This is a genomic window from Rhodanobacter sp. 7MK24, assembly GCF_014842995.1.
Lineage (GTDB): Bacteria > Pseudomonadota > Gammaproteobacteria > Xanthomonadales > Rhodanobacteraceae > Rhodanobacter_A.
In genome coordinates this window covers 180,423-193,697 of the sequence record NZ_JACYXL010000001.1, presented here as the reverse complement: position 1 = coordinate 193,697, position 13,275 = coordinate 180,423, and the positions used below count along the sequence as shown (strand labels likewise).

14 protein-coding genes are annotated in these 13,275 nt (G+C 66.2%); 6 read left to right on the top strand and 8 right to left on the bottom strand.

Annotated features, from left to right (window positions below; genetic code table 11):
• Positions 1 to 109 precede the first annotated feature (109 nt).
• Positions 110 to 1,435, top strand: coding sequence for a hemolysin family protein (locus IHE49_RS00835; RefSeq protein WP_192154032.1), 1,326 nt, complete (start codon positions 110 to 112; stop codon positions 1,433 to 1,435).
• Between the two features lie 70 nt (positions 1,436 to 1,505).
• Here IHE49_RS00835 and IHE49_RS00830 read toward each other — a convergent pair whose 3' ends face one another.
• Complete coding sequence (locus IHE49_RS00830) at positions 1,506 to 2,267, bottom strand: RNA methyltransferase (protein WP_192154030.1); 762 nt, start codon at positions 2,265 to 2,267, stop codon at positions 1,506 to 1,508.
• Between the two features lie 751 nt (positions 2,268 to 3,018).
• Here IHE49_RS00830 and IHE49_RS00825 point away from each other — a divergent pair.
• Positions 3,019 to 3,837 (top strand): inositol monophosphatase family protein, encoded by an 819-nt coding sequence (locus tag IHE49_RS00825; protein ID WP_192154028.1) that lies wholly within the window; start codon positions 3,019 to 3,021, stop codon positions 3,835 to 3,837.
• Positions 3,838 to 3,859: 22 nt separating this feature from the next.
• On the opposite strand, the gene IHE49_RS00820 is transcribed toward IHE49_RS00825, so the two are convergent.
• From IHE49_RS00820 to IHE49_RS00800, 5 genes are all read right to left on the bottom strand, one after another.
• Positions 3,860 to 4,384: a hypothetical protein gene (locus IHE49_RS00820; RefSeq protein WP_192154026.1), complete on the bottom strand. Its 525-nt coding sequence runs from the start codon at positions 4,382 to 4,384 to the stop codon at positions 3,860 to 3,862.
• A gap of 88 nt (positions 4,385 to 4,472) precedes the next feature.
• The gene (locus tag IHE49_RS00815; RefSeq protein ID WP_192154025.1) at positions 4,473 to 4,727 is read right to left on the bottom strand and encodes a DUF2164 domain-containing protein; all 255 of its coding nucleotides are present in this window, start codon (positions 4,725 to 4,727) and stop codon (positions 4,473 to 4,475) included.
• Between the two features lie 35 nt (positions 4,728 to 4,762).
• Positions 4,763 to 5,449 carry a DnaA regulatory inactivator Hda gene (hda, locus tag IHE49_RS00810; RefSeq protein ID WP_192154023.1) on the bottom strand — a complete coding sequence of 229 codons (687 nt, stop codon included), beginning with the start codon at positions 5,447 to 5,449 and terminating at the stop codon, positions 4,763 to 4,765.
• Positions 5,446 to 6,621: an AI-2E family transporter gene (locus tag IHE49_RS00805; RefSeq protein ID WP_192154021.1), complete on the bottom strand. Its 1,176-nt coding sequence runs from the start codon at positions 6,619 to 6,621 to the stop codon at positions 5,446 to 5,448. The genes hda and IHE49_RS00805 overlap by 4 nt, the downstream gene beginning before the upstream one ends.
• 161 nt (positions 6,622 to 6,782) lie before the next feature.
• Positions 6,783 to 7,778 (bottom strand): DUF2066 domain-containing protein, encoded by a 996-nt coding sequence (locus IHE49_RS00800; protein ID WP_225578093.1) that lies wholly within the window; start codon positions 7,776 to 7,778, stop codon positions 6,783 to 6,785.
• Between the two features lie 147 nt (positions 7,779 to 7,925).
• On the opposite strand from IHE49_RS00800, the gene purM reads away from it, so the two are divergent.
• From purM to IHE49_RS00785, 3 genes are read left to right on the top strand one after another with little or no spacing between them, the layout of a single operon-like run.
• A complete protein-coding gene (gene purM / locus IHE49_RS00795; RefSeq protein WP_192154019.1) occupies positions 7,926 to 8,960 on the top strand; it encodes a phosphoribosylformylglycinamidine cyclo-ligase in 1,035 nt (344 codons plus the stop codon).
• A 7-nt stretch (positions 8,961 to 8,967) separates the two neighbouring features.
• Positions 8,968 to 9,621, top strand: a complete 654-nt coding sequence (gene purN / locus IHE49_RS00790) for a phosphoribosylglycinamide formyltransferase (protein WP_192154017.1) — start codon at positions 8,968 to 8,970, stop codon at positions 9,619 to 9,621.
• 47 nt (positions 9,622 to 9,668) lie between these two features.
• Complete coding sequence (locus IHE49_RS00785; protein ID WP_192154015.1) at positions 9,669 to 10,370, top strand: DUF3108 domain-containing protein; 702 nt, start codon at positions 9,669 to 9,671, stop codon at positions 10,368 to 10,370.
• 108 nt (positions 10,371 to 10,478) lie between these two features.
• Here IHE49_RS00785 and murA read toward each other — a convergent pair whose 3' ends face one another.
• Positions 10,479 to 11,738, bottom strand: a complete 1,260-nt coding sequence (gene murA, locus IHE49_RS00780; RefSeq protein ID WP_192154013.1) for a UDP-N-acetylglucosamine 1-carboxyvinyltransferase — start codon at positions 11,736 to 11,738, stop codon at positions 10,479 to 10,481.
• Positions 11,739 to 11,823: 85 nt separating this feature from the next.
• Positions 11,824 to 12,066, bottom strand: coding sequence for a BolA/IbaG family iron-sulfur metabolism protein (locus tag IHE49_RS00775; RefSeq protein WP_192154011.1), 243 nt, complete (start codon positions 12,064 to 12,066; stop codon positions 11,824 to 11,826).
• Between the two features lie 158 nt (positions 12,067 to 12,224).
• On the opposite strand from IHE49_RS00775, the gene IHE49_RS00770 reads away from it, so the two are divergent.
• On the top strand, positions 12,225 to 13,235 hold the full coding sequence (locus tag IHE49_RS00770) for a KpsF/GutQ family sugar-phosphate isomerase (protein ID WP_192154008.1): 1,011 nt from the start codon (positions 12,225 to 12,227) through the stop codon (positions 13,233 to 13,235).
• Positions 13,236 to 13,275: the final 40 nt, after the last annotated feature.

The following is a 13,275-nucleotide window of genomic DNA, read 5'->3' as shown; positions in this document are numbered from 1 at the left end:
TGGCGGCGATGTTACAGGACAGTTACCTCGCATCGCAGCATGGCGCCCCGTAACGGCGCCGGTTTAGCCGCTAAACTCCCTCAATGCATTCCGCCTCACGCCCCACGCGATGCTGACCGAAATCGCGCTCGTCCTCGTGCTCGCCCTGTGCAACGGCTTCTTCGCGCTGTCCGAGATGGCGCTGGTCGCCTCGCGCAAGAGCCGCCTCAAGCAGATGGCGCGCAGCAGCCGCCGCGCGACGGTGGCGCTGCGGCATGCCGAGAATCCGGAATATTTCCTCTCCACCATCCAGGTCGGCATCACCTTGATGATGCTGGTCACCGGCGCGGTGGCCGGCGACGCACTGGGCGCGCACATCGCCGACCTGCTGCACGGTGGCCACGCCGCGTGGCTGGAGCCCTACGCCCGCATCATCGGCGTGGTGCTGGGCTTCGTGCTGATCTCCTTCATCCAGATCGTGGTGGGCGAACTGGTGCCCAAGCGCCTGGCGCTGTCGGCACCGGAGAAGGTGTCGGCCATCGTGGCCATTCCTATGCTGCTGCTGTCGCGCGCCACCGCGCCGTTCGTGTGGCTGCTCAACACCGCCAGCAACCTGCTGCTGCGCGCGCTGGGCGTGCGCGGCCACAGCCATGCCGCCGCCACGGAAGAGGAAATCCGCCTGCTGGTGGCCGAAAGCGCCGAACAGGGCGTGCTGGACGCGGACGAACACGCCATGGTCAACCGCGTGCTGCGTCTCGGCGACCGCAGCGTGGACAGCGTGATGACGCCACGCGTGCGTATTGCGTGGCTGGACATGGCCGCGCCGCGCGAGGAGAACGTGGAAGTGCTGCGGCAGACGCCGTACTCGCGCTACCCGGTGTACCGCGGCGACGAGAGCGAGGTGGTGGGCGTGGTCGAAGTGAAGCGCCTGCTGCAGTCTTTCGCCGAGGGCCGCCCGCAACTGTTCGAGCACCTTGCCAAGCCGCTGTACGTGCCGGCCACCGCGCGTGCACTCGACTTGCTGGAAGAGTTCCGCGACGCCGAAACCCCGCTGGCGCTGGTGGTGGACGAATACGGCGACATCGAGGGCGTGGTCACCGTCAACGACCTGCTCGCCGCTGTGGTCGGCGCCAGCCAGCTCGCCCACGGCGACACCGCGGAAAACGCGCCCATCGTCGAGCGTGCCGACGGCAGCTGGCTGATCGACGGCAGCCTGGCCACCGACGACCTGCGCGAACTGCTGCGCCTCGACCACCTGCCCGGCGAAGCCGAGCACGAATTCCGCACCGCCGCCGGCATGGTGATGGCCGCGCTCGGTCACATTCCGCAAGTCGGCGAGGTGTTCGCCTGGCAAGGCATCCGCTTCGAAGTGGTGGATCTGGACGGCGCGCGCATCGACAAGCTGCTGGTCACCCGCGAACCCACGCGCGAGAGCACGGACGAAGCCGAAGGGTAGGAGTGCACCCTGTGCGCGATTGCTTTTCGCTCTGATCGAAGCGAAAGGCAATCGCGCACAGGGTGTGTTCCTACCGTTTTCCGCGTGCCAGCATCGCCATCCGCTGCGCGTCCGCCAGAATCCCGTGCAGCACACGCAACTCGCGCTGATCCGGCTGCGCACGCTGAAACAGCTTCCGCAACCGCAGCATGATCGTGGTCGGCTCGCGCCCCTTGTGGAAGTCGATGTCGTCCAGTGTCTCGGCAAGATGGGCGTAGAAGCGTTCCATCTGCCCCGCATCGGCGGGCGGCTCGTCGTTCTCGGGCGGCGGCACAGGCAGCGCATCGCCCAGCATCGCCAGGCGCAGTTCGTAGGCCATCACCTGCACCGCCTGTGCAAGGTTCAACGAACTGAAGTCGTCCACGCTGGGAATGCGCACCATCGCATGGCAGGTCGCCAGCTCCTCGTTTTCCAGGCCGGTGCGCTCGTTGCCGAACAGCAGCGCCACCTGCTCGCCGCGCGCGGCTGCGGCCAGCGCCTGCGCGGCCCCCTCGCGTGGCGACAGCTCCGGCAGGTTCACCCCGCGTCGGCGTGCGGACAGGCCCAGCGCGAAGCTCGCCCCGGAAAGTCCCTCGACCAGGGTCTCGTGCACGCCGGCCTCGGCCAGCACCTGCACCGCGTTCGCCGCCAGCGCGTCCGCCTCGCGGTCGGGGAAACGCTGCGGCGCCACCAGTTCCAGCCGCGTGAAGCCCATGGTACGTATCGCCCGCGCCGCGCCGCCGATATTGCCCGGATGGGAGGTGCGTACCAGCACGAAGCGGAACAGGGAGGTAAGGTCGTGAATTTCGGTCATCGGCATCAACTTATGACCCCATTGATCTTTCGCTTTCATGTGTTTCACGAGGAGTTCGTTCGGTATCGCGTAGCAGCCGACTGGCAATCCATCGCGGACGGCATACAAGAGCTAACGCTATGACGATTTGAAGCAAACAGAGACCACAGTCAATTCGGGTAGACGCACTCATCACGTCCAACGACGACTGATCCGTCGTCGTCGTTGAAAGGTATAGAGACCTGAGCCATATCGAAATTAGTGGCAGCGCAGCACTCCTTAGCCACCACAGGCCCGTGAGCGCACACCCGACAACCATTAAGTCGGAGGCCCCTATCTGTATCTGTACGTCCTTTGAAAGTCCGGATAACAACGCGCCTGCTATGCCATCACTGAATATCCAAAACATCAGACCAAACAACAGGAATGCCAATGCCACAACAGATCCAGTAATCACCGGCGACGACGTGAAGCCGGCACCCCGCGTCATGACAGATCCAATTTGCCCGAAACAAGTTAGCGCTCCAAAAAAGAGCCACAAAGCTAGCAGGCGCAAACCGAGACCAACCAACTGACGAACAGTCATTTACTCCCCCTTGATATGACCACATGGAAGCCAATCTGCTCAGTATGCAGCACCGCTTGTCAGCCACGCACACCTCGAAACAACATGCGTCACGCCAAGCAGGTGACCTTCACCATCCCTGATGGTTCAGATGGCCATATCTGCTAGAATCGCCGGCCGCAACCCGTTCTTTCGACAGCCGAAGCCATGACCCGACCCGCCATCACCATCGCGGTGCGCGCCGCGCGCGCCGCCGGCAACGTGATCCTGCGCTACATGAACCGCATCGAAGGCCTCGCCGTCGTCGAGAAGCAGCGCATGGACTTCGCCTCCGAGGTCGACAAGCTGGCCGAGGCCGAGATCGTCAAGGAACTGCGCCGCGCCTACCCCGACCACGGCATCCTCGCCGAGGAAAGCGGCGCCATCGGCAAGAAGAACCCGCTCACCTGGGTGATCGACCCGCTGGATGGCACCCACAACTACCTGCGCGGCATCCCGCATTTCAGCGTCTCCATCGCCATGCTGGACAAGGGCGTGCCGGTCTATGGAGTGGTGTTCGATCCGTTGCGTGGCGAACTGTTCACCGCCAGCAAGGGCGACGGCGCCTATCTGGACAAGGGCACCGGCCCGACGCGCGTCCGCGTCGGCAAGCGCGAGAACCTGGGCGGCGCGATGATCGCCACCGGCTTTCCCTACCGCCAGCGCGCCCACCTCGACGCGCAGCTCGCGATGACCCGCGCCCTGCTCGGCCAGGCCGAGGACATCCGCCGCTCCGGCTCCGCCGCGCTTGACCTCGCCTATACCGCCGCCGGCCGCTACGACGGCTACTTCGAGATCGGCCTCAAGCCCTGGGACATGGCCGCCGGCGTGCTGCTGGTGCACGAGGCGGGCGGGCGCTACGGCGACTTCGCCGGCCGCGACGGCATCCCCGAAAGCGGCAACATCATCGCCGGCAACCTTAACGTGGCGAAGGCGATGACCGACGCGATCGGCGCCCAGGCGACACCAGAGTTGTTGAAAGCCTGATCACTCGACCGGAACCACCAGATCAAGGCGGCGAATTGCACGCGGCGATATCCGGCTCACCCAAACGCTCAGCAATCAATTGATCTCGAGCCTCGTGCCCCGCATCTGCGGGGCCTGGATCAACCCAGATCCCAGCTTCGCCACGCAAGCCTTTCGGCGTCAGTTGCATGCGTACTCGGTAACCACCATCCGGCGAACGCATCAGCTCAAGATCAGCGGCACCTTCAAACAACGCCCATGAGAAGAAGCCGCGCCGCTCGTTGCCAAACGGGCCGCCTGTTGCTTTCGACCAGACGAAGCAGCCGTTGGCATATTGCGTGTCGAGGTCGGCACGAAAGAGACGCCCCTGCGCATTCCGTATCGGACGCTCGAACAACACCAGTGTTCCGGTGAAATCGGGCGTTGCGGTGCATGGGCCATGGCACACGCGAAGAACGTAGGTTCCCGCATAGGCCGCCGGGTGCGTGGCCGCATACGACGACGGATCGGCCGCGCCTGCTGCCAGGAGAAGCGCTGGAGCAAGCAGGCCGGCATGCATCCATGACATTGGAGGCGTCTCCGTCGCGATTCGTGCGGCCCATCTTCCTGCTCACCCGGCAAATTTCGCAAGGAAAACCCTTGTTGCAGACCGGGCCTCACCGCCGGAATTCGGTCGGCCGCTCCAACTGGTAGATCGCTTCGCCCAGCTCGTCCAGCTTGCCCGAGAGGATGGCCTGGGCGTCGTACAGGCCGCGGTTGTAGAAATAGCCGCCGATTTCGCCCGCGAAGAAATCCAGCAGGAATTCGGCATCGAAGCGCCCGATCTCCTGCTTCAGCTCTTCCGTGAAGTAGAGCTTGATCTTGCGCACGAGAATTTCCTTCTCGTCGCTGCTGAACTGGATGTCGGGCATGGGCAATCCACCATGGGTGCAGTTGGCTTCTGCGGCTATTTCAGCAGCTCGCGCAGGAACGGGATCGTCACCCGCCGCTGCGCCGCCAGCGAAGCCTGGTCCAGCCGGTCCAGCAGGTCCAGCAGCGCGCCGAGGTCGCGGGTATGGCGGGCGAACAGCCAGTCGAGCACGCCTTCGTCCAGTTCGATGCCGCGCAGTGCGGCTTGCGCCTTGAGCACGTCGCGGCGTTCGGCATCGTCCAGCGGTCGCAGCGCGAGCTGGGTGCAGGCGCCGAGGCGCGAGCGAAGATCGGGCAGCCCCAGGCCCAACTGGGCAGGCGTGGTTTCGGCAGCGAACAGCAGGGCTGCGCCTTCCGCCTTGGCGCGGTTGTAGAGGTCGAACAGCGCGTGCTCGGCCTCGCGGATGCCGGCGATGGCGCCGAGGTCGTCCAGCGCCAGCAAGGCACCGCCCGCAACGCCGCGGATCGCGGCGGCATGATCGGCAAACTTCGCCAGCGGCAGGTACTGCACGCTGCGCCCGGCGTCGCCGGCGGCCTGGCATGCGGCCATCAGCAGATGGCTCTTGCCGCTGCCCGCCGGTCCATGCAGGTACAGCCATGGCGCAGCGGCCTCGCGCGCGAGCCGTTCAACCGCGGCGAGTGCGGCGGCGTTGGCGCCGGCATGGAAATGTTCGAATCGCTGGCGGCGCGGCCAGCGCAACGCAAGCGGCAGCTGCGGAATCATGGCCGGGCGGATGGCTCGTGCGGCGACGCGGTCTCCCCCGCGTCAGACGCAGTGCTCACGGCGACATCCACTTCGACGACGGTCTCATGGATGGCGGGGTCGGCCTCGCCCTCTTCGGTGTACAGCTCACTCAGGCGGTAACGCTCCATCAGATAGTGCAACAACACCATCACCACCGACGCGGCCGGCAACGCCAGCAACACACCGAGGAAGCCGAACAGCTCGCCGCCGGCCAGCACCGCAAAAATCACCGCCACCGGATGCAGGCCGATCTTCTCTCCCACCAGCTTGGGCACCAATACGTAGCCTTCCAGCAACTGCCCCACCACGAATACGCCGCAGACAATCAGCACATGGTTCCAGTCGCCGTACTGCACCAGTGCGGCGATGATGGCCGCGCCGAAGCCGGTGATGAACCCGAGGTAGGGCACGAAGCTCAGCAGGCCAGCGACCATGCCGATCAGCGCACCCACCGACAGCCCGGCGACCAGCGACAGCGAGCCTCCGTAGTACACGCCCAGCGCCAGCATCACCAGCAATTGGCCGCGCACGAACGCGCCAAGTACGGCATTCGTTTCGCGCGCAAGGTGGGCGATGGTGGGTTCGATCGAACGCGGCAACAGGCGGTCGATGGCCGCTACCAGCCGATCCCAGTCGCGCAGCAGGTAGAACGCCACCACCGGGACCAGCACCAGGTTGGTGAGCCACAGCACGAAACCCAGACCGGAACGCGACACCTTGCCCAGCACCAGGCCGGCGACGCCGCCCACTGAACCGATGTGCTCCTTGATGGTGGCGATCAGCTGGTCGCTGTCGAACGTGCGCGGATCGAGGTGCAGCTTCACCTGCAGCCATGGCCACGCCGTGTGCTCAGCCCAGTCCACGTAGCGCGGCACGTTCTGGATCAGGTTTTCGACCTGGTGCGAGATCAGCGGTATCAGCAGCAGCAAGGCACCGCCCAGCAGCAGGAGCAGCACCAGGAACACGATGGTCACCGCCAGCGTGCGGCCCATGTGCAGGCGCTCCAGCCGGTCCGCCAGCGGATCGCCGAGATAGGCCAGCATCGCCGCCACCACGAAGGGCGTCAGCATCGGGGCCAGCCGCCACAGCAGAAAGCCGATGACCGCGATGATCGCCAGCATCTGCCAGCGGCGATAGGCGTCGTGGTTCATCATCCCAAGGCCCTATGCAAAACCGGCTCTCCCGAAGAGTCCGCACGGAGACGTGCGGGATTTTGCGAAGGGTCCGCATATGACCGCACATGGATGCGCGGGCCTTCGCGGGCAACTCGCATGCAGGTGTGCGTGGTATCGCGAGGAGCCTGCATGCGAGATCAGTGCAGCCACTGCAGGCTGGCATCCGTATCCGGATGCGCCTCGCTGCGAATCAACCGTCCACTCGCCGCAAGGTTCGCAGCCAGCGCATCGGCCGGCATCACCGATTTCACCTCGAACAACATGCCGTCGTTGTCCGCGCCCAACATGGCGACGCCACGCACCGAAGGATCGTTGCGCAGCAAACTGAGCAGGTTCGCATAGTCCATCGCGCTGGCGAGGCCGCTCACCCACAGCTTCTCGTCGTTGACGGTGGAGCCGATCACGTTGAGTTGCTGCCCGATGCGGTCGACCATGCCGTTGCCGGCATCGGTCATCAGCGCGTCTTCGGTGGCGGCCTTGTCGTTCCAGTGCTGCGCCTTGCCGCCGGACACCAACGTCCAGTCGGCGCCGCCGTCGTGCAGGCTGCCCAGCAGCACCAGACCGGTGTGGTATTGCTGATTGATCGCCACCAGGGTGGCAGGATCGGCGGCGTCCACCTTGGCCGGATCGGGTGCGTTCGAGGGATCGACGTAGGTCACGCCATAACCGCGCGCGGCGGCGGCACCGGCGAGGCTGGCCAGCGCGTCCTTGTCCAGCAACTGGCCGTCGCTGCCGCGCACCATCAACAACACCGGCGGCTTGCCGCCCACACTGTCCGTTACGCCGAGCTGGGTCACCAGGTGGCGCACCGCGCCCGGCTCGAAATCCACCGAAAGGTTCATGCCGCCGGTGGTGCGTGCGTACTGGAAGTGCAGCACCAGCGCTGCGGCGTTCTTCAACGCATCGTCGTAACCCGCCTTGCCGCGCAGATCCTGGCCGCCGGCCACCCGCGCCAGTACCTGGCTGAGCGCGCTGGCGAAGGCCGCGCCACGCTGGGTGTCGCTGGTGTCGGTCACCGGCACCGTCACCGAATACGGCGATACGGTCTGCGCATGCAGGGGCGGCAACCCGGCCAGGCCCAGCAGCAGGACGATGAAGAACAGGCGCGGCAGGCGCATGGCGAACGGGCGCATCGGCGGGGCACTTGGCGGGGAATACCACGGAAGTCTGCCCAATCGCCCCCGCGGCGTCCATGCCGCTGTACAAGGAACTGGCGCACGACCGCGTCGGCAACCGTCCGCATGCAGTAGAATTGCGCGTTTCCCACGCCGGTTTCCGCCATGTCCGACGCCCTCACCTACCGCGCCGCCGGCGTCGATATCGACGCCGGAAATGCCCTGGTCGAACGTATCAAGCCGCTGGTGAAGCGCACCAGCCGTCCCGAAGTGATGGGCGGACTGGGGGGTTTCGGCGGCCTGTTCAACCTGGGCGGCAAATACAAGGAGCCGGTACTGGTCTCCGGCACCGACGGCGTGGGCACCAAGCTCAAGCTCGCCCAGCAGTTGAACCGCCACGACACCATCGGCATCGACCTCGTCGGCATGTGCGTGAACGACGTGCTGGTGCAGGGCGCGGAACCGCTGTTCTTCCTGGACTACTTCGCCACCGGCAAGCTGGACGTGGACACGGCCGCTGCCGTGGTGGGCGGCATCGCCAGGGGTTGCGAGCTGGCCGGTTGCGCCCTGATCGGCGGCGAGACCGCCGAGATGCCGGACATGTATCCGCCCGGCGAATACGACCTTGCCGGCTTCACCGTGGGCGCGGTGGAAAAAGCCGCGCTGCTCTCGGGCGACGGCATCGTGTCCGGCGACGTGGTGCTGGGCGTGGCGTCGAGCGGCCCCCATTCCAATGGCTATTCGCTGGTCCGCAAGATCCTCGAACGTGCCGGCAGCCCGCTGGACCTCGACGTGGGCGGCGTGAAGCTCGTCGACGCGCTGATGGCCCCCACCACGATCTACGTGAAACCGATGCTGGAGTTGATCGCCACGCAGGGTGCGTCCATCCACGGCATGGCCCACATCACCGGCGGCGGTCTCAAGGAAAACATCATCCGCGTGGTGCCCGACGGCCTCGGCCTCGCACTTGACGCCCACAGCATCGAACTGCCGCCGGTATTCGACTGGCTGCAACGCGAGGGCAAGGTAGCGCGCGAGGAAATGTGGCGCACCTTCAACTGCGGCGTGGGTTTCACCGTGATCCTGCCGCGCGACGCGGTGGCTGCGGCGTCCGCCCTGCTGGGCAAGCACGGGCTTTCCAGCCGCGTGATCGGCGAAGTGGTCAAGGCCACGGACGACGAGCGCGTCCATATCGGCTGAGCCTGTCGTGAGCCAGTCCCTCCTCAAGGTTGCCGTGCTCGCCTCCGGCCGCGGCAGCAACCTCGCTGCGCTGGTCGCGGCGCGCGATGCCGGTGGGCTGCCGGTGGAAATGGTGCTGGTTGGCAGCGACAAGGCATCTGCCGGCGCGCTGCGGCTGGCCGAGGCGGCGCACATCCCCACGCTGGCACTGAACCCGAAGGATTATCCGGATCGACCCAGCTTCGACCGCGCCCTGTTCGCGCGCGTCGCGGCCAGTGGCGCGGAACTGCTGGTGCTGGCCGGTTTCATGCGCGTGATCGACGCCGCTGTGGTGGCCCAATGGGAAGGCCGCGCGATCAATATCCACCCGTCGCTGCTGCCGAAGTACCCCGGCCTGCACACGCACCGCCGCTGCCTCGAAGCCGGCGACACCGAGCACGGTGCCAGCGTCCATTACGTCACCGCCGAACTGGACGGCGGCCCGGTAGTGGCGCAGGCACGCATCCCGGTCGGCCCGGGCGATACCGAAGCTTCGCTTGCCGATCGCCTGCTTGCCGAAGAACACCGGCTGCTGCCCGCCGTAGTCGGGGCCATCGCCCGCGGCCGCCTGCGCTGGAACGGCGAAGCGATGTTCGATGGCCGACCGGTGACCGCGCCGCTCACGCTGGCGCAGCTTTCGTAGATACACAGGTCGTGCGGCATTCAGCCACACGGCCTATATTCGGCGGAATGAAAATCTCCCTCCTCCGCGCCGGCCTTGCCGCAGCCTTCGTCCTGTCCGCCACGGCTGTTTCCGCCGCGAGCGTGCCGCAGTCCTTCACCGCCACCTACCACGTGCTGCAGGGTGGCGAGCCGATGGGCGAAGCCAAGCTCACGTTGAAGCCAGTCGGCAACGGCCAGTTCGAATACACCGACAAGGTCACCGGCACTTCCGGCCTCGCCGCCGCCTTCGGTGCCAGCACGTCGGAAGTGTCGCACTTCACCTGGGCCGGCCAGGTACCGCAGGCGGTGTCATACAAGTACGCCTTCGCCTCTTCGTTCAAGCCGAAGAACCGCGAACTCGTCGTGCAGGGCAATACCGTGCAAATGGATGACAACGGCAAGCATCACAGCTATCCCATGCAACCGGGCATGGTGGAACGCAATACGCTGCCGCTGGCGTTGGGCGTCGCGCTGCGTGACGGCGCGAAAAGCGCCACCTTCGGCGTCGGCGGCAGGCAGGCTGTCGAGATGCAGACGTTCAAGGTGGCCGCCAGCGAAAAGGTCAGCGTGCCCGCCGGTTCGTTCGATGCCGTACGCGTGGATCGCACCGATCAAGAACGCGATTTCAACGCCTGGTATGTGCCGGCGAAATATCCGGTGCCGGTCAAGATTTCCCAGAAGGATGGCGGCAATCTCACGCTGGAACTCGTGAGCTATTCGCAGCCATAGGGCACTCGCTCAAATAACTTCCGGTGCCAGACAGACGGAGATCGCAGAGGTTCCACGGTCTGCGCTGGCACATGGCATACCCGGCCCATGTGCCCGCACAACCAAAGCTCAGTTCGGTAGACGCCGGATGCGTGCGCCCAGCGTGCCCAGCTTTTCCTCGATGTTCTCGTAGCCGCGATCGATGTGGTACACGCGGTCCACCGTGGTGTCGCCCTGTGCCACCAGTCCGGCGAGCACCAGACAAGCGGAGGCGCGCAGGTCGGTGGCCATGATGGGCGCACCGCTCATCTGGTTCACGCCCTTGATGACGGCGGTGTTGCCTTCGAGCTGGATGTCGGCGCCGAGGCGCTGCAGCTCATGGGCATGCATGAAGCGGTTTTCGAACACCGTCTCGGTGATGATGCCGATGCCCTCGGCCACGCAGTTGAGCGCGGTGAACTGGGCCTGCATGTCGGTGGGGAACGCCGGATACGGCGCGGTGGTGATGTTGACCGCCTTCGGCCGGCGGCCGCCCATGTCCAGTTCGATCCAGTCCTCGCCGCTGGAGATGTGCGCACCGGCATCCTCCAGCTTGGCCAGCACCGCGTCCATCGTGTTGGCGCGCGCGCCGCGGGCGCGTACCTTGCCGCCGGTCATCGCCGCACCGACCAGGAAGGTGCCGGTTTCGATGCGGTCGGGCAGCACCTGGTAGTCGGTGCCGTGCAGGCGGTCAACGCCATGGACCACCAGCGTCGAGGTGCCCACGCCTTCGATCTTCGCGCCCATCGAGATCAGGCAATGGGCGAGATCCACCACCTCGGGCTCCTGCGCGGCGTTCTCGATCACCGTGGTGCCTTCGGCCAGCGTGGCGGCCATCAGGATGTTCTCGGTGCCAGTGACGGTGACCATGTCCATCACGATGCGCGCACCCTTGAGCCGCTTGGCGCGCGCCTTGATGTAGCCGTTCTCCACGGTGATCTCGGCGCCCAGCGCCTGCAGGCCGCGGATGTGCTGGTCCACCGGGCGCGAGCCGATCGCGCAGCCGCCGGGCAGCGACACCTCGGCCTGGCCGAAGCGCGCCACCAGCGGCCCCAGCACCAGGATCGAGGCGCGCATGGTACGCACCAGGTCGTAGGGAGCGATGCAGGTACTGGTGGTGCGCGGATCGACGTGGATCTTCATGCGGTCGTCCAGCACCAGCTGCACGCCCATCTGGCCGAGCAGCTCGATGAAGGTGGTGACGTCATGCAAGTGCGGCACGTTGCCGATGCTGACCGGCGCATCGGCCAGCAGGCAGGCGGCGAGGATGGGCAGCACGGCGTTCTTCGCGCCGGAAATGCCTACCTCGCCCTGGAGCGGCACGCCGCCATTGATCAGGATCTTGGCCATCGAACGGTGTCCTAAACTTGTACGCTCCTCCATGAGCGCGAAGAAGAACCGGCATCCGTGCCGGACTTTTCAATAAGAGCGGAAATCACCCTCGGCGCGCGGCGGCTTCCTCGGGGGTCAGCGTCTTCAATGCCAATGCGTGGATCGCGCCGCCCATCAGTTCGCCCAGCGTGGCATAGACCAGCCGATGCCGCGCCAGCGGCAGCTTGCCGGCGAACTGGCTGGCGACCACGGTGGCCTCGAAGTGCACGCCATCGTCGCCGCTGACCTCAGCCTGCGCGCCGGGCAGGCCGGTTTCGATCAGGGTCTGGATGCGTGCTGGGTCCATCGGGCTTCCACGAGCAAAGGGCGGCGGACGCGACCGGAATCGGCATCGCGTCGGCTTGTGACGTTAAAATGCGAATATGCCATGGTAATGGAAATCCCCTGTCGCAGAAACGACAGCGATCCCGCCATGGGCATTCCCGCGCCCCGTATCGAGCCCCCATGAACCCACGTCCCGTCCCGCACGCCGCCATCGAACTCGCACCCGAAGCCATCGTGCGCAGCGCCCGTGCGGTGATCGCCACCGAGGCCGCGGCCATTGCCGAACTCGGGCCGCGCATCGACGGCGCCTTCGCGGAAGCCTGCCGGCTGATCCTGGCCTGCCGCGGCCGCGTGGTGGTCACCGGAATGGGCAAATCGGGCCATGTGGCGCGCAAGATCGCCGCCACGCTGGCGTCCACCGGCACCCCGGCCTTCTTCGTGCACCCCGGCGAGGCCAGCCACGGCGACCTCGGCATGATCCAGCCCGACGACGTGGTGCTGGCGCTCTCGTATTCCGGCGAGACCGACGAGCTGCTGTTCATCCTGCCGATGATCAAGCGCCAGGGCATTCCGCTGGTCGCGATCACCGGCAAACCGACTTCTTCGCTGGCTACCCAGGCCAACGTGCATATCGACGGCAGCATCAGCAACGAAGCCTGCCCGCTGGGCCTGGCCCCGACCACCAGCACCACGGCAGCACTGGTGCTGGGCGACGCGCTGGCGATCGCCTTGCTGGAGGCACGCGGCTTCACCTCGGACGACTTCGCCCGCTCGCACCCCGCCGGCAGCCTGGGGCGCCGCCTGCTGCTCAGGATCAGCGACGTGATGCACTCGGGCGAAGACGTGCCGCGCGTGCCGCCCGAGGCCAGCCTTACCGCCGCCCTGGTGGAGATGACCCGCAAGCACCTGGGCATGACCGCCGTGGTGGATGAACAGCAGCAATTGCTCGGCGTGTTCACCGACGGCGACCTGCGCCGCGCCCTGGACGACGAGGGGGTGAACCTGCGCGACGCCACCGTGGCGGCGCTGATGACCCGCGGCCCCAAGACCATCGGCCCCGACAAGCTGGCCGCCGAGGCCGCGCAATTGATGGAGAAGCACCAGATCCATGCCCTGCTGGTGGTGGACGACGAGCGGCGCGTGGTCGGCGCGCTCAACATTCACGATCTGCTCCGTGCACGCGTGGTCTGATCGCACGTTTATCTCTCCCGCCACTTCTGCGAACCGACTC

What these genes read in the sequence shown, in the direction of transcription:
- IHE49_RS00835 (WP_192154032.1), top strand. Translation starts at nt 110, where the DNA reads ATGCTGACCGAAATCGCGCTCGTCCTCGTGCTCGCCCTGTGCAACGGC.
- IHE49_RS00830 (WP_192154030.1), bottom strand. Translation starts at nt 2,267, where the DNA reads ATGACCGAAATTCACGACCTTACCTCCCTGTTCCGCTTCGTGCTGGTA.
- IHE49_RS00825 (WP_192154028.1), top strand. Translation starts at nt 3,019, where the DNA reads ATGACCCGACCCGCCATCACCATCGCGGTGCGCGCCGCGCGCGCCGCC.
- IHE49_RS00820 (WP_192154026.1), bottom strand. Translation starts at nt 4,384, where the DNA reads ATGTCATGGATGCATGCCGGCCTGCTTGCTCCAGCGCTTCTCCTGGCA.
- IHE49_RS00815 (WP_192154025.1), bottom strand. Translation starts at nt 4,727, where the DNA reads ATGCCCGACATCCAGTTCAGCAGCGACGAGAAGGAAATTCTCGTGCGC.
- hda (WP_192154023.1), bottom strand. Translation starts at nt 5,449, where the DNA reads ATGATTCCGCAGCTGCCGCTTGCGTTGCGCTGGCCGCGCCGCCAGCGA.
- IHE49_RS00805 (WP_192154021.1), bottom strand. Translation starts at nt 6,621, where the DNA reads ATGAACCACGACGCCTATCGCCGCTGGCAGATGCTGGCGATCATCGCG.
- IHE49_RS00800 (WP_225578093.1), bottom strand. Translation starts at nt 7,778, where the DNA reads ATGCGCCCGTTCGCCATGCGCCTGCCGCGCCTGTTCTTCATCGTCCTG.
- purM (WP_192154019.1), top strand. Translation starts at nt 7,926, where the DNA reads ATGTCCGACGCCCTCACCTACCGCGCCGCCGGCGTCGATATCGACGCC.
- IHE49_RS00785 (WP_192154015.1), top strand. Translation starts at nt 9,669, where the DNA reads ATGAAAATCTCCCTCCTCCGCGCCGGCCTTGCCGCAGCCTTCGTCCTG.
- murA (WP_192154013.1), bottom strand. Translation starts at nt 11,738, where the DNA reads ATGGCCAAGATCCTGATCAATGGCGGCGTGCCGCTCCAGGGCGAGGTA.
- IHE49_RS00775 (WP_192154011.1), bottom strand. Translation starts at nt 12,066, where the DNA reads ATGGACCCAGCACGCATCCAGACCCTGATCGAAACCGGCCTGCCCGGC.
- IHE49_RS00770 (WP_192154008.1), top strand. Translation starts at nt 12,225, where the DNA reads ATGAACCCACGTCCCGTCCCGCACGCCGCCATCGAACTCGCACCCGAA.